Here is a 24,542-nt window from a genome sequence, read left to right as displayed (position 1 = left end):
GCCCTGCTCCAGAAATACTAATGTACGCTTTAATCTGTCGAATTAGCCGCATCAATCTCCATAGATTTTTTTATGCTATAGTGTTCAGGCGACTCTATACCGCCGCAATTTTTGGATATATAATCCAACCCAAAGCTAATTTTTCTCTGTCTGCCTAAATAGCAAACCCATTATTAAGTGCCCGATTGACTGTTGCTTTGCGACGAACCAGTCAAAGATAACTGTGGGACTTGCTGTAGGGCCTTTTTTCATCGTCTGTTAGGACTGGTTTGTTGAAATGGTTGTTCTCTCCCTTGTTTCATTGGTCGTTGCCTTTCTCTCTGCCGCCTTCTGTCTGAATATTCGGGAAGAAGTTGTCCGGGCGGCTTTGGGATGCGTGGCCATTCTCTCTCTCTTGTTGACCTTGGTCTGTGCGCCCTGGGCCTTAAAGTTGACCCTGATTGCAATTCCGATTGGTTTGGAGCGTTTTTACCATTGGTCTTCCCCCCATCCCCTCGACTAGGGCCAATGCTTGGGCGATTCGATGTGCTTGATTTTTTTGATGTGCTTGATTGTTTTAACGATGTGTTGCGCTTGATCTACCATGGATTATCCTAGTCTTTTCCATCTGGCCATCCCGGTTACAGATATTTCCCAAACCAAGGCATTTTACTGTGAGCGCTTGGGGTGTCAGGCCGGACGAGAAACCCCCCAGGCCCTGATCCTGAATTTCTATGGTCATCAGGTGGTGGCCCATAAAACAGCAGAACCCTTGTCGCCCCAACAGGGCATTTATCCCCGTCACTTTGGCCTCGTCTTTTTGCAAGCAGAACACTGGCAACAGTTCTGCGACCGGGTTCAGGCCCAGGCCATTCCTTTTGTGATTGCCCCGAAATTACGGTTTGCAGGGGAAATGACGGAGCATTCTACCTTTTTCATCGCCGATCCTTTCCACAATCTGCTGGAGTTCAAGTTTTATCGCTATCCTGAAGCGATTTTTGGCCAGCGGGAATTTGCCGCTGTAGGAGACCGCTAGGCCTTATTTCTAGGCCCTTTCGGCGAGTTCTAGCCAGCGTTCCATGGCCTGGTCGAGGGTGTTAGTGATTTCACTTAGGCGGGCGGTGAGTTGTTGGAGTTGGCTGAAGTCTGCATTCGCGCCTTGGTAGAGTTGTTGTTCGATTTGTTCCTTTTCTGCTTCTAAAGCGGGAATTTGTTGTTCCAATTGTTCGTATTCTCGCTTTTCCTTGAAGGATAGTTTCTGGGCTTTGCTGGTTTTCGGGGCCGGGGTTTCCGTCTTCGGGGATTTAACCGTAACGTCTTTCTCCTGACTTTCCTCGGCTTTTTGGGCCGCTACCTGGTCTAGATAGAGGGAATAGTTACCAGGATATTGCCGTAATTTTCCTTCCCCTTCAAAGGCAAAGATCGTATCAACGGTACGATCCAGGAAGTAGCGGTCGTGGGAAACGACAATCACGCAACCATTAAAGTCTTCCAGATAGTCTTCGAGAACTCCCAATGTCTGCACATCTAGATCATTGGTTGGCTCATCTAAAATCAACACGTTGGGGGCCTGCATCAAAACCCGCAACAGGAATAAACGCCGTTTTTCGCCGCCGGATAATTTTTCAATGGGGGCATACTGCTGGTTGGGAGGAAAGAGAAAGCGTTCCAGCATTTGCGAGGCGGTAATCACCTGGCCATCAGCGGTTTTTACCAGTTCCGCCACGCTTTTAAGGTAGTCAATCACTCGCTGTTCCGGTTTCAGGGCCAGATCATCGGAGTGCTGGTCAAAGTAACCAAAATGAATGGTAGAACCAATTTCAACTCGGCCACTATCCGGTGCTAAGCGGCCCGTAATCATATTCATCAAGGTCGATTTGCCGACCCCATTTTTGCCGACAATGCCGATCCGGTCTTCCGGGGTAAAGATATAGGAAAAGTCTTGGATTAGGGTGCGTTCCCCAAAGGCCTTGCTGATATTCTCTAGGTCAACTACTTTCTTACCGATGCGTCGTCCGGCGGTGGAGAGATCTACCTTGCTCTGGGCCGTTTTAAAGGTTTGTTCCTGCATATCTCGAATCCGGTCAATGCGGGCCTTTTGCTTGGTACTGCGGGCTTTTGGGCCCCGTTTAAGCCATTCCAATTCCCGTCGTAGAACGCCCCGATGCTTGCGTTGACTGCTTTGGATCGACTCCTCTGCTTCGGCTTTTTTTTCTAGATAGTAGGCATAATTGCCGTCGTAGCTGTAGAGATCGCCCTGGTCAATTTCCAGAATACGATTGGTGACTTGATCTAAAAAATAGCGGTCGTGGGTAATCAGTAACAAGGCCCCGCGAAATCGTTGCAAATAGCCCTGGAGCCATTCCACCGTCAGGGCATCCAGATGGTTGGTTGGTTCGTCCATCAGCAACACATCCGGTTCTGCCAAGAGGGCCGCGGCAATGGCTACCCGTTTGCGATAACCGCCCGATAGTTCCCCCACCTTGCGATCCAGATGCTCAATCCCCAGTTGACTGAGAACAATTTTGGCTTGGGTTTCCAGTTCCCAGGCCCCAGTTATCGTCATCTGCTCCGATAGCTGGGCCAGGCGGCTGAGTAATTTTTCGCTATCCCCATGGCCCTCCGCCAGTTGATCCGAAACGCCTTCGTACTGTTTAACTAACTCAAACTTTTCACCACAATCGGCAAAGACCTGCTCTAGAACAGTGTTACTTTCTGTCAAATCCGGTTGTTGGGGCAGATAGATCACCTTGGCACTACTATTGAACCAGCATTCGCCGCTGTCGTAGGTTTCCAGGCCGGCCAGGATCTTTAACAGGGTTGACTTGCCCGAACCATTGGTACCGATCAGGCCCAAGCGGTCACCGGCTTCAAGACTGAAACTCGCATCCTTCAGCACTTCCTTGATACCAAAATCTTTTTTGAGGGAACGAACAACAATTAAGGCCATAGAAAGCAGGAAATAGAGTCGGTAATCGGGATAGGGCAGAACCCAGGGGAGTTCCCTCTCTGAATCAAACTCAAATTCAGGTTTGGGGAGGGATCCCTATCGTAACAGCCCAGGAAAGACCTAGATTAACCTTCTGAACTAAGACGACAGTGACTTTCTTGGATACTCGATGGGTATTATTGAACGAAAGAGGCTGTCATTAATTAACGGATTGTGAAACTTAGGATTAGCCAGCCCAGGCCTTGAGAAGCCAACCGAGAACCAGACCCAGGCCACCGAAGCGAAGAATTTGCCAAAAAGCATCTCCCAAAATCCCCTGGCGCAGGCCCTGCCAAAACAAGGTTTGTAATTGGGTATTGGTTAGTAATTCGCTTTCAAGTTCCAACTCCAGGGCCTGTTGTTGTTCCTGGAGGGCTTGTAAGTCTTTTTCTAAGTCTGGTAACTGTTCTAACTGCCACTGGGCCTCTAAGTCATGGCGGTGTTGTTCGAGATCAAGGCGTCTTTGCTGATGGGCCTTGACCTTGCTGTAGCGGGCCTTGAGAGTGAGGAGAGATTGCTCTAGAAAATGGAGAGATTGCTCGAACTGTTGTTGTCGAGGGTCGGAGGAAGGAGAGGTTTCCACGCAGGCCATGAGTGCAGAACGGCCCTTTAGTATAGCAAGGGAGAGAGGGGCAGATAACAGAGGAGCGTATCCCATTGACCTAATCTCCCTGGGGCCATTGTTCCCACAGTCCGGTATTTTGGCGCAGACTATAGTGGTTGCCGTTGCCTAGGATTAAATGATCCAGCACTGGCACCTGGAGAAATTGACCGGCTTGGAGGAGGAGTTGGGTCAGGTTCAGATCTTCAGGGCTCGGTTCCAAACTACCGGAAGGATGATTATGGGCCACAATTAGACGATTGGCCCCCTGTTTAATGGCCTCTCGAAAAATTTCGCGGGGATGGATCAGGGTTTCAGTGGCGGTGCCAATGGTGATAATTTTGGTCGCTAAGAGCCGATTTTTGACATCTAGCATCACCAAGGCAAAGTGCTCCTGGGCCTGCCACATCAGGTCTTGGCTTAGGGCTTGGGCGGCACTGGCGGGACTATCGATCAGCATCCGTTCCAGGGGACGGCCTTGAAAAACCCGCCGCCCCAATTCTACCGCTGCGAGGATTGTTGTTGCTTTAGCAGGGCCAATACCGGGAAAGGCCATCAATTCCTGGGGATGAATTTCCCGTAGCACATCCAAGGGGTCGCGCCGATGTTCTCCCAGTTGTTGAAGAATATGTTGGCCGAGGCCTACAGCGGAGAGTTTGCCCTTGCCTTGACCCGTGGCCAGGAGGATCGCCAATAATTCAGCGCTGGTCAGGCCCTTGGCCCCTACTTGCAATAGGCGTTCGCGGGGCCGTTCGGTACTGGGGAGGTCAGCAATGCGTAAACGATAGGCCATGGAAAGGTTAACAACTCTGGTTGACTCCCCTCGCCGAACCTTGACAGAGGGGTTGGGAACAAAACATAAAAAAAGACCCGTGGGGACGAGTCTTAAACGAGGAAAGTAGGGAAGGGCCTTAGACGCGGCTGGTCACCGGTTTAAAGCTGGGCACCACCACTTCACTGTCTTGCTTGGTGAGTTTGTTGTAGAGCCGTTCGGTATTGGGGAAGTTGGCCGCCGGCAGGGTGGGGAAACGACGGTAGGGCACCGTATCTTCTCCGAACAGTTGCAGGTACTCCATGCTAGTAACCATGGCGCTAATAAAGGCCCGAATCCCTTGGTTGGCCAGAATTTGGTTATATTTCTGGATTTCCTTCTGATTGAGGGGGGCCCGACCCAAGAAGTGCTTGGTGCCCATCTCAATCACCTTAGTGTTGGGATAGGGGGCATAGAACTCTTTAATGTAGAGATCCGAACATCCCAGGCCCTCGATAAACTCTTTAACGGTAATTTCCGCATTGCTGAGTTTGCTTTCCAGGGCCGTGAATTCCGCTTGAATAATATAGGGGTCGAGGTCCCGCTCGAAGATCTGCCGATAGGCCGCCCGCACCGTGGTTTGTACGGCCACTTTGTCGGTGTGGGTGAGCAGTTTGAAGACCTTGCTTTGTTGACGCTGGGTCGAAACCCCTTGGTTGATGCGGAACTCAATGTCTGGCTCGGTGCGAACCTGGGACACTTGGCCCAATTCCACAAAGCGGGGCGTTTCCACTTTATCCACCCGTTGGCCAATATCTTCCCGGAGATTTCCAGGACGGGCAGAACGGAGTTGCAAACCGGCGGGGGTGAGGTAACGCTCGTAGGGAACGGTATCTTCTCCAAAGGCCTGTTCATATTCTTTGCTGTCGATCATGGCATCGACAACGGCGTAGAACCCTTTCTTTGAGGCCAGATCAAAGTAGGCGTTCATTTCTTGACGGCCGTAGGTGGGACGGCCCAAGAGGCGGCGGTGAATATACTCGATAGCCTTACAGACGTAGTGGGGGGTCCAGTAGAGCTTGAGGAAGACCTCGGATTTAGCCAGGCGTTTGATAAATTCCCGTACCGTAATGTCGCCGTTTTCCAGTTGAATTTCGGCAACGGAGAGGCGTTGGCCCTCGTAGACATCCCGGCCAAAAACCTGGCGATAGGCGGCGCGAATCACGGCCTGGGTGGATTTTTCCCCAAATTTAATGCTAATCCCTTTGGTACTGTTACCGGGTAACTCATTATTGAGACGGAACACCGGTGCACCCAGAGACCCAGGAAACTCACCCCGAGCACCGGGATTACTGAGTTGGTTGTTGATACCCGGGCCACGATGGATCAGAATCCGGCGGGTATCTTTACTAAAGGGGGCCGGGCTACTGCTGGGATTACGGGTTTCTTTCGGGAAAATGGCCCCAAATTGAATTTCGAGGGGGTCATTGCCCGCACCGTAAACATGCTGATCCGGTAAGGGCCGGTCGTACTTGGCAAAGGTGGTGATGAACTGGGGCACCTTGCGGAAGGGAGCGCTGTAGTTAAACAGGTCTTGTTGCATCCCCCAGTTGCGGCATTCCTGAGCTTCGACGCCTAAACCACGGAGATAGGGAACGGTTTCTTCGCCAAAGTAGTCAGCGTATTCCTGGGAGTCCACCAGAGCATCCACCAGGGCCGACAGGCCACCACCGGAGACAATCGCAAAATACTTCTGGACTTCCTCGCGGGAACTAGGCCCCCGACCTAAAATATGGCGGAAGGCTAATTCTAGAGCCCGACTATTGATAAAGGGTTCAAAGAATTGTTTGCGGTAGAGGGGAGACTTGGCCAAACGGCGGACAAATTCCTTCATGGAAATATCCCCATTTCTGACCTGGGATTCCAAGTAGGAAATAGATTGGCTGTAGGCCCGAGTAATATCCCGCTCAAACACCTGGCGATAGGCCGCTTTAACTACTGCGGATTTTTCCGATTCTGAGAGGCCGGGCTTCATGACAAATTTTTGTCGCTTGGCGGCCGCATTGAAATAGCTCTGGGGTAGGCTCAGACCTTGAATATCGCCAGAGGGCCCTTGGCGGAGTTTGTTGGCCGGGGTCGGGGCCTTAAATTCACTGAGCAGAACGTCGAAGTAATCAAGGACGATAGCCTTAGCCGTGTCGTTACCGCGGAAATAATCTGCGGAGGCGGCCCGCATTTCCTGAATGGCAACGATGGTGGCATCAATGGAACAGGCATTCTCAATGACTTCCTTCAGGCCCCGAGTATTGACCACAATAATATTGGGGTCGCCGGCCACAATGGCATAGGTCACATAGCGCAGGAACCAAGAAATATCCCGCAAGGACTTTTGCATATTGCTAGGGCCATAGCGGGAGATGTTGATGGGGCGAAAACCTGGAGGCGTTGGGCCCGTACTGCTAAAGACCGTCCGTAGGCCACCTAAGAAGCCACCACCACCAGCGCCACCCTCAACGTAGGTAACGGTGCCCAGGGTCATCCCTTCCTGCACCGTTTTCCCTGCACCAATAGCGGTTGCGGCCATGGCCGACAATTCGACCGGTGGTTTTTCGAGGTAAGCCATGGGAGACCCACCGGTAAAAATCCGATTGGCGGCCCGCGAAACAATTAAATCAGCGTTATTCGTTAACGTTTGGGCAATCTCTAAACGAAGGGCCCCCGATTGAAAATACGTTGTTAACTCATTTAGCTCGGCCCGCTCCAGAAACCGATCCTGTTGCTCCGCTTGGCTAATGGCCGAGACGGGAACGGTTTGATATAGCTGGGGTTGGGCTAATGAGCTTCCACCACTTGCCTTAACACTCATTGGATTTCAACTATCTCCCATTAACAAAATTGCAATTGCCTTAAAACTAGGGATACAAGATAGCCCCGGCAAGGCTAAATAAAATTAGGATCTTTAAAATGAATCAGCATCTAGATTAGAACGTTTCGGGTTGCCTGAGGGCCTTTATTAAGAATTGTTTAGATTTTCGAGAGACTGAAAATGTTGAAATCCTTGGGTTAGGGAAAGTTCAAGAGGCGGTTGGTCGGGCCGGTTTAGCAATACTTGTGACCCCACCGTGATGCGACCAATAACAGAACAATTAGTCTGCTCCTGCAAACGAGGGAGGCAAGCCGGCGGCAGACACAAAATTAATTCAAAATCCTCGCCGCCGTACAGGGCCCAATCCAGGGCCGTTTCCAGGCCAACCCAATCCACTAATCCTGGGGGTAACGGCAATTGGGCCTGCTCTAATTGGGCCCCGACCCCACTGGCCCGACAGATTTGCAGAACTGCATCGGCTAGACCATCACTACTGTCCATACCAGCCAGGGGAATATCCGCTGGTAATGCTCTCAAAATAGGGAGCCAATCTAAACGAGGACAGGGCCGTTGATGGGCTTGGATAAAGCGTTGGTATTGCGTTTTGGTTAAACACGATGACTCTATGGGTTGAGTATTGAGGAGGAGTTCCAAACCCGCACGGGAGGCCCCATGCACTCCCGAGGCAATGATTAAATCTCCCGGCCGGGCCGCTGAGCGTTTAATGGCCTGTTGCGGAGAAACCTGGCCCAGGGCTGTGATTGCCACGGTGATCTGGGCCGACCGGCAAATATCACCCCCCAGGATCGGGGTCTGCCAGGGGGCCAAACAAGCTTGCAGACCCTGGTATAGACTGAGAACCCAGTCCACCGACAAGTGGCCAGGCAGCCCCAAACCCACCGTAATTCCGACCGGCGAGGCCCCCATGGCCGCCAGATCCGACAAGTTGGCCGCCGCCGCCCGCCAACCGACATCTTCGGCCGAAGTGGTTTGGTCGCTGAAATGGACATTCTCCACCAGTAAATCCGTTGTGACCACCAAGGATTGTTCAGCAGGAAGGGCCAACACTGCCGCATCATCCCCGATCACCTCCGCCGGACAAAAGGCCTGGAGTTGAGTCAACAGGCCCTGTTCACCAATGGCTTGAACCGTGAGTTCTGTCTTCATGTTGGGGGCATTATACCGAATCTCTCAATCCCGGCGACATAACTGACCCCACTGTCCCCTTCGCAAGGGGAGGTGCCGGAGACGGAGGGGTAAGGTTCTGTGAGATCCCATTCAAAACAATGATCTGATTTCTCAGCCTCCGTTACTGTGATCCTTAAACCGAGGGAGAGATCCCCTACACCGCTTGGGGTTGAGGTTGGGGCTGGAACTGGAAGAGGGAATAGACGACATTGCGGCGAATATCGATCATCATTTCCAAGAACATCTCGTAGCCTTCCTGCTTGTATTCAATCAGGGGGTCTTTTTGACCATAGCCGCGCAGGCCAATGGATTCCCGCAGGGCCTCCATGGATTGCAGGTGTTCTCGCCAGAGGGTATCAATCTGTTGCAGGATGAAAAAGCGCTCGGCTTCCCGCATTAGGCCAGGGCGAATATTATCGACTTGTTTCTCCTTGAGGTCGTAGGCCTTGCGGACTTCTTCGTGGAAGAAAATTTTCATCTCAGAAACGGTCATATCCCCCATGTCTTCGGGACTGATGTCCTCCAATAGGTAGATAAATTCCTTCACTTTACTGACCATGCCCTCCACATCCCATTCCTCGGGGGGAAGTTCGGGGTTGACGTAGGCATCGACGATCTCGTCCATGGTTTTTTCCGCATAGACCAAAACCTGTTCCTTGAGATCAAGACCTTCCAGCACACGGCGGCGTTCGGCATAGATGGCCTTACGCTGGTTGTTCATTACTTCGTCGTACTCAAAGACCTGCTTCCGGATGTCGTAGTAGTAGGTTTCCACTTTTTTCTGGGCGCCTTCCAGGGATCCCGTCAGCATCCGCGATTCAATGGGCATATCTTCTTCGACCCGGAAGGCCTCCATCAGGCCTGCCACCCGGTCTCCGCCAAAGATTCGCAGGAGGTTGTCTTCCAGGCTTAGGAAAAAGCGCGTCGAGCCAGGGTCGCCTTGACGACCGGCCCGGCCCCGTAACTGGTTATCAATCCGCCGCGATTCGTGACGTTCTGTGCCGATCACATGCAGGCCACCTAGAGCAACGACTTCCTGGTGTTCCGCTTTGGTAAAGGCTTCGTATTCCGCCTTGACTTGGTTGTAGACTTGCCGCAGTTTCTGGATGACCGGGTCATCGGTGGGGGCCTTTTCTGAGGCAACGGCCAGTTTATCTTCAGCCTCTAATTCACTCAGACTTTGCAGGCCATATTCGGCGACGGCAAAATTAACCACCTCCTTGAGCAGGGCCTCGGTTTCGGCGGAAATTTCCGTGGGGTAGATTTCGGGGGAGACACGCCAGCTTTTTGTTTTTTTGCTGTTACCCTGGCCAAATCCCTGGGGTTTGTCCCGCCCGGTGGTCAGGGCCGGACTGGCCATCAGTTCGTCGTCACTGGGGCGGACAATTTTGGGCATAAAGTACTCGCGCACCTTGAGACGGGCCATGTAATCGGCATTTCCCCCAAGGATAATGTCGGTACCCCGACCAGCCATGTTAGTGGCAATGGTGACGGCCCCCTTGCGACCGGCCTGGGCCACAATTTCCGATTCTCGCTCAACGTTTTCCGGTCGGGCATTGAGGAGGTTATGGGGAATGCCGCTTTGCTGGAGTAGGCGGGAGATGACTTCCGATTTTTCGACGCTGGTTGTGCCCACTAGGATTGGGCGGCCCTGTTGGTGCAGTTCCTCGCATTCCTTGGCAATGGCCGTCCATTTGGCCATTTCATTTTTGTAAACCACATCGGGCCAATCCCGGCGGCCCGAGGGCCGATTGGTAGGGGTGATGGTGACCTGGAGATTATAGACCTTTTCTAGTTCCGTTTCTTCGGTTTTTGCCGTTCCCGTCATGCCCGAAAGTTTGGGATAGAGGAGGAAAAAGTTTTGGTAGGTGATGGTGGCCAGGGTTTGACTTTCCCGCTGAATTTCCACCCGTTCCTTAGCCTCAATAGCCTGGTGCAGGCCGTCACTCCAACGGCGGCCCACCATAATCCGGCCGGTAAATTCATCGACAATCACCACTTCGCCATTGCGGACGATGTAGTTCACATCCTTGATAAAGAGTTCCTTGGCCTTGATGGCGTTAAAGATGTAGTGGGCCCAGGGGTCGTCCTTATCAAATAAATCCTGGGTTTCCAACAGTGTCTCGGCCTTTTCAAAGCCCTCATCGGTCATGAGCACGTTGCGCTGTTTCTCATCAACTTCGTAGTCCCGGTCTTTTTCCAGTTGGGCCGCAATGGCCGCCGCTTCCATGTATTTTTCCGTTGGGCGTTCGACTTGGCCGGAGATAATTAATGGTGTCCGGGCCTCGTCGATCAGAATCGAATCAACTTCGTCAATAATGCAAAAATTAAAGGGCCTTTGAACCACTTCCAGCATGGAGGTGGCCATGTTATCCCGCAGGTAATCAAAGCCCAGTTCACTGTTGGTGGTGTAGGTGACATCACAGGCGTAGTTTTTCTTGCGTTCCTCCGGAGTCATGCTGGATTGCACCAGGCCGACAGACAGCCCTAAAAAGCGGTGAATTTGCCCCATCCATTCCGCGTCCCGCCGGGCCAGATAGTCGTTGACGGTGACCACATGCACCCCTTTGCCCGTCAAGCCGTTGAGGTAGGCCGGCAGGGTCGCCACTAGGGTTTTACCTTCCCCGGTTTTCATCTCGGCAATTTGGCCCTTGTGGAGAATAATGCCCCCCAGTAATTGCACATCAAAGTGGCGCATCCCCAGGACTCGTTGCCCCGCTTCCCTCACCACGGCAAAGGCCTCGGGCAAAATTTCGTCTAAAATTTCCTCGGTTTCCGCCTCTGTTCTCGCTTTTTCTAAGGCCTCGCGGAAGGCAACTGTTTTTTGTTTCAACGCTTCATCGGAAAGGGTCGCAATGTCTTCTTCGAGCACATTGATTTCTGCGACGTAGGGTTGAAATTTTTTCAGTTTGCGGGCGTTAGGGTCACCAAACAGGGCTTTTAACATGGGACTTTTAAACGTTCACTCAGATTAGGGGTCGTAGTCGTCTATTTTACACCGCTTACCTCGGGGAAAGCCCAGGAGCATCGGTTGGCCCTGGAGCGGATTCGTAAGCAGTTCTCCCCGGCGATCCCCCCTTGCGCTATGGTAATAACCAGCCTTAACAAAAATTCACACCGCCTGCTGGGTCAGTCACCATGCAATGTACTATTGACCGTCGCGCCCTCTTTTCTGCTAGTCATCGCTACTGGTTGCCGGAACTGGATGATGCGGAAAATCAGCGGCGTTTTGGGGCCTGTAGCCGTTTTCCCGGCCATGGGCACAATTACGTCCTCTACGTTTCCCTTTGGGGAGAGCTAGACCGTTTTGGCATGGTCGAAAATCTCTCCACGGTTAAGCGCGTGATCAAGCAAGAGGTCACGAATCAACTGGATTATAGTTATCTGAACCAGGTCTGGCCAGAATTTGAGCAGACCTTGCCCACCACGGAATTTATCGCTAAAACCATCTGGGCCCGCTTGGCCCCCCACCTGCCCCTGGTCAAAGTCCGTCTATTTGAACACCCCGAACTCTGGGTTGATTACCGAGGAAATGCTATGGAAGCTACGTTAAACATCAAAACCCATTTCAGTGCCGCTCATCGTCTGGCCCTGCCGGCGTTGAGTCTAGAGGAAAATACGGAAATTTACGGTAAATGCGCTCGGGTCAATGGCCATGGCCACAACTACCATCTGGAAATTGCCGTGACCGGGGAAATGGACTCCCGCACCGGCATGATTGTTGACCTGGGAGACCTCCAGGCCCTGGTGCAGAATCTGGTGGTAGAACCCTTCGACCATACCTTTCTTAACAAAGATATTCCCTACTTCGCCGAAGTTGTTCCCACGGCGGAAAATATCGCCCTCTACATTGCCCAACTACTCCAGGAACCCGTGCGTCGCCTGGGGGTTGAACTGGAAAAAGTAACCTTGATCGAAAGTCCGAATAATTCCTGCGAAATTCATTGTCGTCAGCAAGTCTTCCCCTCTATCAGCCATACTTCAGCCCAACCGGAATTAGTCAACTGCTAGGACAATTCCTTGCTTGGATGGAATGGGCTGGGATAGATAACACAATGACAACGCAATTCGGTAAGAAAATCTATATTGGAATATAGCCGAATAGCCCTGCCCTCAAGCCAAGATTACCCAAAATTTGTGGTGTTGATGCTGAGCTTCTACGGGCCGCTATCCTCCTTTGCTTCCCATGGCCACCACCTGCGCCGGATCTGAACACCTAGTCCTCCTTTATGAGGGTATCCAATCCCGGATTTATCGGGGTCAACGGATAGCCGACGGCACTCCCGTGATTTTGAAAGTCCTGAAGGCCGACACCGAACAAAAGCAGGAGTATCAGCAAGAGTATGAACTGATCCGTTCTCTCCCCTTGGCCTACGTTATTGAGGCCTACAGCCTAGAAACCTGGGACAAAACCCTGGTGATGACTCTAGAGGATATTGGCGGACTGGATCTCAAGCAGTGGCTAAGCCAATATCCCGAGGGCCTTGGGCTAGAGCAGTTTTTACCCCTAGCCATTGAAATCGCGAAGGGGTTAGGACAACTCCATAGCCACGAGGTTATTCATCAAAACCTCAACCCTCGTCATCTCATTTTCAATCCCAGCACCCTTGTCCTCAAGATCATTGACTTTAGCCAAGCTAGTCAACGCCAACTGGAACCATCCCGTTTCCCCTTAAGGCCGGAGACTTGGGTAAAAAATCTTCCCTACCTAGCCCCGGAACAAACGGGTCGCACCCATCAGGGCCTGGATTACCGCACGGATTTTTATTCCCTAGGGGTCATTTTCTACGAACTGTTAACGGGCCGTTTACCCTTTCCCCAGACGGATCCCCTGGCCCTGGTGTATGCTCATTTGGCCCAGGTGCCGCCCCCCTTGACCCAGGTGACGGCAAAAGCGATCCCGCCGGAGTTGGTCGATATTGTGGCCAAGCTGATGGCTAAAAACCCCGAGGAGCGCTACCAGAGTGCCTGGGGCCTCCAGACTGACTTAGAGGAATGCTGGTGGCGACAATGGCAACAGCAGGCCAGTCGCGCTCAATTTGTTTTGGGGGCCCAGGATCATCCGGCCGGCTTTCAATTATCGGGCCGATTGTACGGTCGGGAATGGGTCATGGACAAGATATTCCAGACCTTGGCCGTCCTCGAACAGAAGGCGGAGGACAGCAGTGCCGTGGTGTTGGTATCCGGCCCTTCGGGCATTGGTAAATCGGCCCTTGTTCATTCCCTTAAATCGACCCTTCCCCAGCGGGGCATGGCTTTTGTTAGCGGCAAGTTTGATCAGTTTCAGCGTAATATTCCCTACGCGGCCCTCATCGCCGCTTTAACCCAACTAGTACATCAAGTCTTGGCGGAATCAGAGACTCGACTCCAGCAGTGGCGGGAACGGTTGCAAAGTCTGCTGGGGGTCAACGGCAAAGTGGTGATTAATGTCCTGCCGGAAATAGAGCTGATTATCGGGCCCCAACCGCCCCTGGTGGCCCTCAACCTCGCCGAGGCCCAGCATCGATTCCAGACCGTCTTCCAGCAATTGATTCAAGCTTTTTGCCGGCCGGATCAGCCTTTGATCCTCTTTTTGGATGACTTGCAATGGGCGGATACCGCTACGCTGACCTTGATTCAGCATCTATTGGAGCCCCCCACGGTTACTTCGTTGCTCCTCATCTTGGCCTATCGTGATGATCCCCTACCGTCAGACCATCCCCTATCCCTATTGTTAAGTCAGTTTGCCCGTCAGCCCCTTGTCCAAGAACGGCTCACCCTAGAGCCTCTGACAGTAAACCAGATAGAGCAACTGATTACCGATAGTCTGGCCCTGACCCCGCCGATGGTAGCCGACCTGGCTGAATTGGTCGTTCGCAAAACCGGGGGCAATCCTTTCTTTGTGAATCAGTTTCTGACGAACCTCCACCGAGAAGGCTTGCTGGCCTTTGATCCCCAAGCAGGCCAATGGCAATGGCAACGGCAGGCCATTGAAGGTCTGGACTTTACCGAGAATGTGGCAGAACTGATGGTTCGACAACTCCAGCAACTCCCCACCTCTGTTCAGGCCCTATTGTCCCTGGCGGCCCATCTGGGCACCCATTTTGAGTTGGCCCTATTGGCCCAGTTACAGGCCAGACCGCAGGCAGAGATTGCGGCAGACCTCCGACAGGCCCTGGTGGCTGGCTTTTTGAGTCAGGGGCCGGCTACCTCAGAGCATCCGGCCAGTTATCACTTTAGCCATGACCGTCTCCAGCAGGCAGCCTATCATTTACAGCCTGTGGCAGACCATGGTGAGATTCATTACCGTATCGGCACCCTACTCTTGGATTACTGGCCCGCAGAAGTATTACAGGATAATATCTTTGTGGTTGTTAATCACTTGAACCAAAGCCCTCCCCAGAGGCTAACTCAAGGGAATGGAGAATTGAGATATCGTCTAGCCCAACTCAACTTCCAAGCGGGCCAACAGGCCAAATTAACCGCGGCCCATGTCCTCGCCCAGGATTATGCCCTCACGGGCCTCAAACTCTTGGGAGATCGGGCCTGGCAAGACCATTACGCCCTGACCCTGGCCTTGGAGACCTTCCTGGCGGAAGTGGCGGTTTTAGCGGGCCAGTTTGATGAGGCAGAAACTCGGGTTCAGATCATCCTGGCGCACTGTCACCAACCCTTGGATGCTCTAGCGGCCTATCTGATCCAAATTCAGGCCTTGACCCTACAGCACCAGTTTACCCAAGCCATCCAGTGGGGCCAGACCGCCCTTGCTCGGTTCGGCCGGTCACTGCCTGAGCGTTTTGATGAAGAGGATAGTCAACAAGGTGTCGCGACCATCACGGCCCTGATGGGATCCCAGCAGACGAACGACCTTGTCCACCTGCCGGCGATGGTAGACCCCCAGGCCCTGGCGATTATGAAAATTGCTAATCGCCTGATTCCAGCCTGTTATTTAGCGGGTTCCCCTATCTTCTATCATCTCTGTATTCTCCAGGTACAGCTATCCCTCCAGTACGGTAATGCCCCCAGTTCTGCTACCGGGTACGCCGACTACGGCATTTTTCTGCTCAACCACCAACGGCAGATTGAGCAAGGGGTACAGTTTGGGCAATTGGCCTATGCCCTAGCCTCCCTGACCGAGGATAAGTGCATTTATGCTGTTACAACCCTCCCCGTGGGGTTTTATCTTCTCCACCATCGCTATCCCCTGCGGGACACCCTGCCACTTTTCCGTTCTGGGCATCAAGTTGCTCTGGATATTGGCAAGTGGGAATACGTTGGTCATAACGGCCAGGGATTTTGTGTGAATGCTTTTTGGTCTGGCCAACCCCTAAGAGAACTGGAAAAGCAAATTGGAGAGTATTGCCAACTTCTGGAGCGGTTTAATCTCTCCATGTCCTACAATTATTGCCGCATCCTCTGGGAGACCGTGGTTTACTTGCAGGGGAATCCCGATCACCAGGAACTGGCCTGGGAATCAACGTCGGTGGACAATGACCTTCTCCGGCCCGCTCTGGCAACAGCGGATGTGACTCGACTGTTTTACTTTTACCTCCACCGGGCCCTGCTGTTCTTTCTCCTGGGGCGCCTTCCCCTTGCCCAACAGGATATCGACCGGGCCCGAAATTATCTCAAGGGGGGATTGGCCACGGTCTGTGAAGCCGGTTTTTATTTCTACGATTCCTTAATTGTCCTGGCGGGCCTGGATCCTAAATCCCCTGATCAGGGCCAATTATTACCCCGAGTGGCCCAAAACCAGTGCCAGCTCCAACGCTGGGCCGAACAGGCTCCGATGAATTACCAACACAAGTGGCAGTTGGTGGAAGCCGAAAAGTGTCGTATTCTGGGCCAGCCTTTGGAGGCCATGGAATACTATGACCAAGCAATTGCCGGCGCCCAAGCCCAGGGATTTTTGCAGGAAGAGGCCCTGGCCTATGAACTGGCCGCCCGTTTCTACGAAGCCTGGGGCCACCAACGCATTGCCCAGGTTTACCTAACGGAGGCCGACTATACCTACCGTCTTTGGGGGGCAACGGCCAAGGTTGAGCAATTAGCGCCCGAATTGGCCCCCCGACGGAGGGCCATGGAGACGTCTCTTTCCGCTTGGACTGAGGGCCAAGCCAGCAACTTATCCTTGGATACGATGACGGTAATGAAGGCCTCCCAGGCCATTAGTCGGGAAATTGAATTAGACACCTTGCTCCAGACCCTCCTGAGTATCCTGCTGGAAAATGCGGGGGCCCAGAAGGGGTGTATCCTGTTACCTTCGGCTCAGCCTAGTGAAGAAACGACCCCCCTAGAAATTGCCGCTTGTAGCCATGGGGAAGAGACGGGCTGTTGTCCAAACTTACCCATAGGGGAGATTGTTCCCCTGTCCATCATTCGCTACGTCACACGAACTCAAGAAGCGGTGGTTTTGGATGATGCTTGCCAACAAGACCAGTTTCGTCCGGATCCCTACCTACAATCCTTGCCGTTACTCTCTGTACTTTGCTTTCCTATGGTGAATCAGGGACAGTTAGTCGGCTTGATTTATCTGGAAAATCAAGCGAGTCGTGGGGTCTTTACCGCAAACCATTTGGAATTTTTACAATTACTGGCGGGCTCCGTAGCCATTGCCGTCAGCCACGCCCAGTTGTATGCCCAGGTAAAGCGTCAGGAGGGCACCCTCCGGCAATTTTTGGAGGCGGTTCCCATTGGCATCGGGATTCTCGATAAAGATGGCTATCCCTACTACACTAACAAAAAGGCCCAGACGATTCTAGGTCAGGGCGTGGTGCCAGAAACCGAATGCTCTCAGATCGCACAAGTTTATCATAACTATCAGGCCGGGACTCAACAGCTCTACCCCAACGAGCAGTTACCAATTGTTCGGGCTCTGCGGGGGGAAACCTGTCATGTCGATGATCTTGAGATCCATCAAGGACAACAATGTATTCCTCTAGAGGCTTGGGGAACCCCCATCTTCGATGAAGCGGGCAATGTCCAGTATGCGATGACTGCCTTTCAAGATATTACGGAGCGCCGTCAGGCAGAACAAGTTTTGGCGGACTATCGCAATCACCTAGAACACCAGGTGGCCCAGCGGACTCAGGAACTGCAACGTCTCAATGAAGAGTTAACGCGCTTAGCGACCTTAGATGGCCTGACCCAGATCGCTAACCGTCGGCGGTTTGATGAGTATCTAGACCAAGAGTGGCAACGTCATCGCCGCGAGCAAAGTCCCTTAGCCCTGTTACTCATTGATATTGACTACTTCAAAAACTATAACGACTGCTATGGCCACCAACGGGGCGATGATTGCCTGATCCAAGTGGCCCAATGCTTAACCCAGCAAATCAAACGCCCTGCGGACTTAGTGGCCCGTTACGGCGGAGAGGAATTTACTGTCATCCTTCCCAATACTCACCAGACCGGTGCCGTCATGGTGGCAGAGGCCATCCGAGCCTCCATTCTGGAACAGAATATTCCCCACCTGGCCTCGGAGACGGGATACTTAACGCTTAGTATTGGGGTCGCTCAACTGACTCCCGGCCCGGATAGTCATCCCCAGCAATTACTGGCCCAAGCAGACCAGGCCCTCTACCGGGCGAAACAACAGGGCCGCAATCGAACAGTGGCCTACGACCCGCTCAGTCAGGCTAACCCAGAGGAGGCCTAGCCCTCTGCTATAATGCGGCCAAAATTTATTCTAATGGCCTAATCAATCCATGTTAGCGAGGGTTTGGAGTGCGTCCCTGTTGGGAGTCGATGCGGTTAAGGTCGGCGTTGAAGTGGATGTGTCGGGGGGCCTGCCAGCCATTGCCTTGGTGGGTCTTCCTGATGCGGCGGTGCAGGAATCGAGGGAACGGGTTAAGGCTGCCATTAAAAATGCCGGTTTTGCCTTTCCAGTTCGTCGGATTGTGATCAATCTCACCCCAGCCGACCTCCGCAAAGAGGGGCCGAGTTTTGATCTGCCTATTAGTATCGGTATTCTGGCAGCATCGGAACAGGTGGAGGCCAGTCTCCTCAATGATTTTCTCTTTCTGGGTGAAATGTCTCTGGATGGCAGTCTGCGGGCCGTGACTGGTGTGCTCCCGATTGCCGCCGTTGCTCATAAGTTAGGTTTCAAGGGCCTGGTAGTGCCGGGAGATAATGCGCCGGAGGCCGCCATTGTTCAAGGCCTAGCCGTCTATGGGTTTACGCATCTGCGGGAAGTGGTGCAATTTTTGGCCCGGCCCCAGGATTATCAGCCCTTTCGCTACAAGGGCCAGGGCCAGAACATCAAGCCAGCCTCTAGCTTGGATCTTAAAGATGTCAAGGGCCAAAGCCATGCCCGTCGGGCCCTAGAAATTGCGGCGGCCGGGGGTCATAACTTAATTTTTGTTGGGCCACCGGGGAGTGGCAAAACGATGCTGGCCCGGCGTTTGTCTGGGATTTTGCCCCCCTTAACCTTTGATGAGGCCCTGGAGGTTTCTCAAATTCATTCCGTAGCCGGTTTACTCAAAGAACGGGGTAGTTTGATTCAAGAACGGCCCTTCCGCAGTCCCCACCATTCCGCCTCGGGCCCTGCTTTAGTGGGAGGCGGTAGTTTTCCGCGACCGGGGGAAATTTCCTTGGCTCACCGGGGGGTGTTGTTTTTAAATGAAAGCATAAAACAATGCAAATTATTGGATACGCGAGGGTAAGTAATCGAGAGCAGTCCTATGGCTCGGCGCTGGAGCAACAGAAAGAAAGGTTAGTCCAGCATGGAGTTGACAAGATTTTGTCAGACGTAGAGAGCGGTAGAAAAGACCAGCGATTACAGTTTAACGAGTTGATAGAATTGATAGCAGCCGGTGGGGTAAAGAAGGTTGTCGCCACCCGATGTGACCGGATTAGTCGAAGCATTATTACCCTGAAGAAGTTTTTTGAGCATTGCGAGAAGCACCAGGTACAGGTTTTGGTTCTGGATGACGCTATCGATACCACGACAGCGGCGGGTAAATTCCACCTCAATATGTTGGGCGCATTGGCAGAGATGGAAAGTGATCGCTTGTCGGAACGGGTCAAGCATGGTCACGAGTACCACCAAAAACAGCAGAAGCCGTACTTTGCACCCTTTGGCTATCGGAAAGTAGAGAACCGCCTGGAGTTGGATAGAACCCCTATCCTCTGCTGTGATGGTCGAGAATGGAGCCCCGCTGAGTTAGCAAGATACCGAATCGATTTAATACTTGAATTGGGAAGCCTGCGAAAGGCCCTGAGAAAATATAACGAAACCTTCGGCATCCAAATATATTCACGAGGAAAGGGTCAGAGGAAGAAAGATGCGAGTGTAGGAGCGTCGGGGCTATCCATTTGGCTATCCAATCCAATTCTGCGCGGTCATATAGCCTATGGAAGGACGAGAAAAGCGAGGGTTAAATACGAAGACCACTGGACAATCATCCGCGATACTCACGAGGCCCTGATAACCGAGGCAGAATGGCAGATCCTTAGAGATATTCTGATCCGCAATTCCAAGCGCATGGGGAACCGTGGTGGTGGGAGTAAACACCATTTCTTGGGCATTGTGAGATGTGAGGTCTGTAATCGCCACTGCTTGATAAGCTCCAGTCGGAGACGGACTGGGGTCTATACTTACCGCTATCAATGTAGTACCTACGCCGAGTTAAGGGCCTGCGAGCAGGTCCAAGGAGTCCGGGCAGAGCGAGTGAAAGAGGCGGTTATCGCTGAATTGATCAAGAGGGCCGGCGATATTGTAAAGCTAGAGTCAGGACAAAAGGCTAAGGAAGAAAACCCAGAGATTCCCATACTCAGGAAACAGGTAGAAGACCTATTGCAAATTCAACCCCAATCCAGAGTGATCAGAGAGGCCATTGAAGAAACCAAGCGGGAAATTACCAGATTAGAGATTAACCAGATCATCAAGCACGAAGAAACCCTATCGAGACAAGGTGAGGTGTTAGAGATATTCTCAGACCCTAGTTTCTGGGCTTGGCTAGAGGAACGACTAAGCTCTGGAGAAATTAGGGCCCTTTATCGCAAATGGGTCAAGACCATCTTGATTCGGGATGGAGCTGTCGTTAAGGTCGAGTTGACCATGTAATGCAGTGAGTCCATCTTCAGCGCTGAGGCGTCCAGACAGTCGGCTCTTTCTGGGAAGGGCCAGGACATGGCCTGGGTAGGTTATGAACTTGTTAAACACATAGAACTCTAATCCCCAGTCATGTTTCACTAAACAGCAGTATAGCGGGCTGTTGATGAAGAATAGCCAGAGCTACCTCTCACAGTTTTTTTGGCATACTATACGGAAAACTGCTTACGATTTCTATATTTGAAGTAACATGCGGAAAGATTTAAAAAAGTATTTGATATGCAGTCTGTATAGTTTCTAGTCAGCTAAAAAAGGAAAGATGTAATGAGAGTAACGAACAACGATGTGCCGGATTCCATCCGCCCCTACTTAAACGAAATTGCGGAACGTGTATGGGCTGAGCGAGCCGCTGTAATGGTTGGTGCAGGCTTCAGCAAAAATGCGGGGAATGGGTTTCCTGATTGGAACCAGTTGGGCGATCTTTTTTATCAGAAAGCACATGGGGTTAAGCCTGATCTAGCTAGACAAAAGTATCTGAATATTTTGCGGCTAGCTGAAGAAGTGCAGGCGGCTATTGGTCGACCCGCGCTGGAGAACTTGCTCCGCGCCAACATCCCGGATCTGAACGTCGAACCTTCTGGTCTCCATGTCGAGCTACTTGAGTTGCCATGGGTAGATGTATTCACCACTAATTACGACACCTTGATTGAACGGGCTAGCGCCAAGGTTGTAACCCGGCGATACGAGCCGGTTGTTAACAGAGAGGATATCCCCTACGCCATCAAGCCCAGAATTGTGAAGCTCCACGGCAGCTTCCCCTCGGAGCGGCCCTTTATCATCACCGAAGAGGATTACCGGCGCTATCCTCATGACTATGCCCCTTTCGTCAATACCGTTCAGCAGGCCCTTCTTGAGAACACCTTCTGCCTGATCGGATTTTCCGGAGACGATCCCAATTTTCTTCAGTGGATCGGCTGGATTCGCGATAACCTTGGTAAAGACAAGACCCAGAAAATTTATCTGATCGGGGTATTCAACTTTTCGTCCGCCAGGCTACAACTTCTGATGCAACGTGGGATTATTGTCGTTGACCTTTCGTGTTGCCACGGCATCGAGAAACATGATCACAAAAAGGCGTTAAGTTGGTTTTTCGAATACATAAGGTCGAAAAAACCGGATGCTCTTGATTGGCCTCATGACCCCCAAATGATGCATCCTGCTAACGTAAAGGATTGTATCGAAGAGTTTCAGAAGATCACGGAAGAATGGCGGCGGCAAAGGCAGTCCTATCCCGGCTGGCTGATTCTACCACATGATAAAAGAGAGAATTTGTGGGTATTTACAGAGAACTGGGTTAGATATCTTCCGGACATGGAGAAATCCCCCCCGGGGTTGGATATTAAATATGTTTTTGAGTTGATTTGGCGGCTTGAAAGGTGTTTGCTACCGGTTTTCAACAACATAGCAGAGTTTTGCGAAAAAATCCTCAACAAGTACTGGCCATTTCAAAACGAAGATCTACCTGCAAACTGCAAAATCCACCCCAGGGAAGATAAATTTCAAGATTTATCATGGAATGACCTTCGGCAGGCATGGCTGGCCATTAAGCTTGCTATGCTACGCTTCTATCGTGAGGAGGGATATCTCGAAAAATGGAAGGAAGCGGAAATCCTGCTTAATGATCTTTCCGACTATCTTTCGGCAGAGCAAAAGGAGTTTCTGAATTACGAAGGCTTTCTCTTCAGCCTTTTTACCCTGGATCTGCCCAACGCTAAACAACGTATTGAAAACTGGCGACCAAATGAAACGCAATCCTACTGGATGGCCAAGCGTGCTGCCGGACTAGCTGAAATTGGTTTACTCAATGAAGCCGAAATAATTGCAAGGGATGCACTGGAAAACATCAGGAAAAAACTAAATCAGAAGGCGAGTCTAACAGATCTCACCTTGGTTTCTCTCGAAAGTAATGCGATGCTATTGGGGAAATACATTCAAGATGCTGCTACTCTCGAAAAGGGGAAATGGGAAACACTGCAAGAAAACAATAAGCAATTCCATGAGCGATTGGATGAATTTAAAAGGTTAAAATATGACCCATATAACGAAATCAAGCTCTTCGAGTTAACTCTGAGAAATTCGCCGGTTCAAATAAGAACCATCACTGAGAAACGAGAATTTGATATTGGCTTGGTCACTAAAACTCACCACTTTAGCAGTATTGACCAGGAAGGATTGAGTGCCTATTCCTTCCTTCGATTCTGTGAGGAGGTAGGCTTACCATATCGTATCGGTATCTATACAATGGCAGCGAAAACCGCGTTGGCAAGTCTGCAATGTATATCTCGTTATTCTTCATTTTGGGCGATGGCAACGCTTGTCAGGCTGGGGGATGCGAAAGCTGTTGATAGCCTGTTCAGCCGCGAGTCCGTTTACAGATTTACTGCCAATGAGGCAGATCAGTTAATTCATAGCTATCTGGATGCGCTCAATAAATGCCGGAATGATATCTACGCAGGCGATACTTTTCGACAGGACAGTTACAGTGTGCGTCTCTCACAGCTACTGCCTGAGATCATATCGAGGCTCTGTTGCAAATGTTCAGGTAAGATGAAGCACCGCGTCTTTGAGTTTGTTCATGGAATCTATACTTCACCCAACAAAACGAATTACCGGAATATCAAAAGCCTAACCATTCGGCTCATAAGTTCTATGTCTGAAGTAGAGCAATACATGCTGGTTCCGGACTTACTAAAAATTCCTTTCCCCGAAGATTTGAGCCCACTCGTCAAAAACGAATTTCCGAATCCTTTCCTACTACTCAAGTTAAATCAGAAGCCTGAATGTGCCCCTGTCTTGGAAATTCAGCCTGGATTGGTAGACTACTTGTTGAAACAGGCAACGTCGGATAATTTAGGTCGGCGTTGGGCAATAACATCTCTGGTAACACTGTACAACTTACAGCTACTTGACGACGGCCAAAGCAGGAAATTAGCAGGAGTTATCTGGTGTGTAACGGATCAGTACGGACTGCCGGATGGTACCGATTTCTACAAATTTATGTTTTTGCGACTTCCCCATCCTGAGGGTGTTAATCCTGTCCAGCTTTTCAAAAATTATGTCATGTCCACGCCTTTTCCGATTCAAAAAAAACAGCAAGACAAGGGCATCAGCATAATGAATGGAAATATCCTCATCGTGGACGAAATTATTAATGCAAATAATAATAATGGCGCAAGTATCTGGACGGCGGAAGATGCCGCCGAGATTCTACAACACCTGATTGAGTGGTGGGATGCCGACAAGGATAGACTGAGTGAAAAGGGAAATGTGTTTTTCTCAATATCGGAAGAATTTCAGGCAAGATTTGCCCGTATGGTCGAACTGCTTGCCGAAGTTGTAGGCCCGAAACTCAGCGCAGATTCACCTGACGAAATTAAAACATCCCTCAATCGACTTCTTAAGGAAGTTCGGGAGTACGGATTGCCGGGTCTTGCAGCTGAAGCGGCTTGTCTTCCCATATGCCTGGATCAGAAGGCTGATGTTTATAACCGGATCAGTGAAGCATTGATTTCGAATCAGGATAACATCCAAAAAGATGGGCTTATGGCAATCGCCAAAATCATTGCTATTGGGAATGATGCTGATCCAGACTCATTTAAACCGGATCCAGACTCATTACTCAGCCAATATCTTACATGGTGTCCAACACATTCCATAAACTTAGCACTGCGAATCATCGTTCGTATTCTGGAAAATTCGCTAGATAGTTTTTCAACTAGTCTGGAAATAGCTGTCCAAAGGCGACTTGGTAGGTTACTTGCTGATACGGCATACGATAATGACAATCCAGATTTGAATTTTGACGAAAAACTGACAGTCCGGCTCATCTCATCCACTTTGGCAGCAGTACTCTGGAAATATTACAAATCTCGGAGCTTAACCGTCCCTGCGGTTATTGAAAAATGGCGTGAGACAAGTCTATCTCCTGATGAGTTTGCTGAAATTAGAAACGTATGGAGAGATTGCGAAACAGAAAAAACCTAAGTGAATCTCGGCTCATAAGGCGCTCCACTCAGATGGAAACTCAACCACGCTCTATTGTCACTAGTTATCTTTTTGTAGTGAGGATATAAA

The 24,542-nt window shown here is 51.2% G+C and carries 12 protein-coding genes and 1 pseudogene; 7 read left to right on the top strand and 6 right to left on the bottom strand.

The genetic code is table 11. From position 1 onward, the window contains the following. Positions 1-277: 277 nt before the first annotated feature. Together ABXS88_RS09605 and ABXS88_RS09600 are read left to right on the top strand one after the other, a co-directional pair. Complete coding sequence (locus tag ABXS88_RS09605; RefSeq protein WP_353671823.1) at positions 278-502, top strand: riboflavin synthase subunit alpha; 225 nt, start codon at positions 278-280, stop codon at positions 500-502. A gap of 81 nt (positions 503-583) precedes the next feature. Further along, entirely contained in the window at positions 584-1,015 is a 432-nt protein-coding gene (locus ABXS88_RS09600) for a VOC family protein (RefSeq protein WP_353671822.1), read from the top strand. A 9-nt stretch (positions 1,016-1,024) separates the two neighbouring features. Here ABXS88_RS09600 and ABXS88_RS09595 read toward each other — a convergent pair whose 3' ends face one another. The 6 genes from ABXS88_RS09595 to secA all read right to left on the bottom strand — a co-directional run bounded on the left by ABXS88_RS09595 (position 1,025) and on the right by secA (position 11,321). After that, entirely contained in the window at positions 1,025-2,929 is a 1,905-nt protein-coding gene (locus ABXS88_RS09595) for an ABC-F family ATP-binding cassette domain-containing protein (protein WP_353671821.1), read from the bottom strand. A 226-nt stretch (positions 2,930-3,155) separates the two neighbouring features. After that, a complete protein-coding gene (locus tag ABXS88_RS09590) occupies positions 3,156-3,626 on the bottom strand; it encodes a hypothetical protein (RefSeq protein ID WP_353671820.1) in 471 nt (156 codons plus the stop codon). 4 nt (positions 3,627-3,630) lie between these two features. Further along, positions 3,631-4,362: a DNA repair protein RadC gene (radC, locus tag ABXS88_RS09585; RefSeq protein ID WP_353671819.1), complete on the bottom strand. Its 732-nt coding sequence runs from the start codon at positions 4,360-4,362 to the stop codon at positions 3,631-3,633. 118 nt (positions 4,363-4,480) lie between these two features. After that, positions 4,481-7,186 carry a phycobilisome rod-core linker polypeptide gene (locus ABXS88_RS09580; protein ID WP_353671818.1) on the bottom strand — a complete coding sequence of 902 codons (2,706 nt, stop codon included), beginning with the start codon at positions 7,184-7,186 and terminating at the stop codon, positions 4,481-4,483. Positions 7,187-7,333: 147 nt separating this feature from the next. Continuing rightward, positions 7,334-8,353: a thiamine-phosphate kinase gene (gene thiL, locus ABXS88_RS09575; RefSeq protein WP_353671817.1), complete on the bottom strand. Its 1,020-nt coding sequence runs from the start codon at positions 8,351-8,353 to the stop codon at positions 7,334-7,336. 175 nt (positions 8,354-8,528) lie between these two features. Beyond that, positions 8,529-11,321: a preprotein translocase subunit SecA gene (gene secA / locus ABXS88_RS09570; protein WP_353671816.1), complete on the bottom strand. Its 2,793-nt coding sequence runs from the start codon at positions 11,319-11,321 to the stop codon at positions 8,529-8,531. 191 nt (positions 11,322-11,512) lie between these two features. On the opposite strand from secA, the gene ABXS88_RS09565 reads away from it, so the two are divergent. From ABXS88_RS09565 to dsr2, 5 genes and pseudogenes are all read left to right on the top strand, one after another. Continuing rightward, complete coding sequence (locus ABXS88_RS09565; RefSeq protein ID WP_353671815.1) at positions 11,513-12,385, top strand: 6-carboxytetrahydropterin synthase; 873 nt, start codon at positions 11,513-11,515, stop codon at positions 12,383-12,385. Between the two features lie 175 nt (positions 12,386-12,560). Continuing rightward, positions 12,561-18,011, top strand: a complete 5,451-nt coding sequence (locus ABXS88_RS09560; protein WP_353671814.1) for a diguanylate cyclase — start codon at positions 12,561-12,563, stop codon at positions 18,009-18,011. A gap of 49 nt (positions 18,012-18,060) precedes the next feature. Then, positions 18,061-18,978, top strand: a pseudogene (locus ABXS88_RS09555) (YifB family Mg chelatase-like AAA ATPase); the annotation flags it as partial. Positions 18,979-18,989: 11 nt separating this feature from the next. After that, the gene (xisF, locus tag ABXS88_RS09550; RefSeq protein WP_353671813.1) at positions 18,990-20,420 is read left to right on the top strand and encodes a fdxN element excision recombinase XisF; all 1,431 of its coding nucleotides are present in this window, start codon (positions 18,990-18,992) and stop codon (positions 20,418-20,420) included. Between the two features lie 312 nt (positions 20,421-20,732). Then, positions 20,733-24,452: an anti-phage defense-associated sirtuin Dsr2 gene (gene dsr2 / locus ABXS88_RS09545; RefSeq protein WP_353671812.1), complete on the top strand. Its 3,720-nt coding sequence runs from the start codon at positions 20,733-20,735 to the stop codon at positions 24,450-24,452. Positions 24,453-24,542 lie beyond the last annotated feature (90 nt).

The sequence above is a fragment of the Synechocystis sp. LKSZ1 genome (assembly GCF_040436315.1).
In the GTDB taxonomy this organism is placed as follows: domain Bacteria; phylum Cyanobacteriota; class Cyanobacteriia; order Cyanobacteriales; family Microcystaceae; genus Synechocystis.
The sequence above is the reverse complement of the archived record's forward strand: the minus strand, read 5'-3'. Positions and strand labels throughout refer to the sequence as shown.

Coding starts and splice junctions, on each gene's coding strand:
- ABXS88_RS09605 (WP_353671823.1), top strand. CDS start 278: ATGGTTGTTCTCTCCCTTGTTTCATTGGTCGTTGCCTTTCTCTCTGCC.
- ABXS88_RS09600 (WP_353671822.1), top strand. CDS start 584: ATGGATTATCCTAGTCTTTTCCATCTGGCCATCCCGGTTACAGATATT.
- ABXS88_RS09595 (WP_353671821.1), bottom strand. CDS start 2,929: ATGGCCTTAATTGTTGTTCGTTCCCTCAAAAAAGATTTTGGTATCAAG.
- ABXS88_RS09590 (WP_353671820.1), bottom strand. CDS start 3,626: ATGGGATACGCTCCTCTGTTATCTGCCCCTCTCTCCCTTGCTATACTA.
- radC (WP_353671819.1), bottom strand. CDS start 4,362: ATGGCCTATCGTTTACGCATTGCTGACCTCCCCAGTACCGAACGGCCC.
- ABXS88_RS09580 (WP_353671818.1), bottom strand. CDS start 7,186: ATGAGTGTTAAGGCAAGTGGTGGAAGCTCATTAGCCCAACCCCAGCTA.
- thiL (WP_353671817.1), bottom strand. CDS start 8,353: ATGAAGACAGAACTCACGGTTCAAGCCATTGGTGAACAGGGCCTGTTG.
- secA (WP_353671816.1), bottom strand. CDS start 11,321: ATGTTAAAAGCCCTGTTTGGTGACCCTAACGCCCGCAAACTGAAAAAA.
- ABXS88_RS09565 (WP_353671815.1), top strand. CDS start 11,513: ATGCAATGTACTATTGACCGTCGCGCCCTCTTTTCTGCTAGTCATCGC.
- ABXS88_RS09560 (WP_353671814.1), top strand. CDS start 12,561: ATGGCCACCACCTGCGCCGGATCTGAACACCTAGTCCTCCTTTATGAG.
- xisF (WP_353671813.1), top strand. CDS start 18,990: ATGCAAATTATTGGATACGCGAGGGTAAGTAATCGAGAGCAGTCCTAT.
- dsr2 (WP_353671812.1), top strand. CDS start 20,733: ATGAGAGTAACGAACAACGATGTGCCGGATTCCATCCGCCCCTACTTA.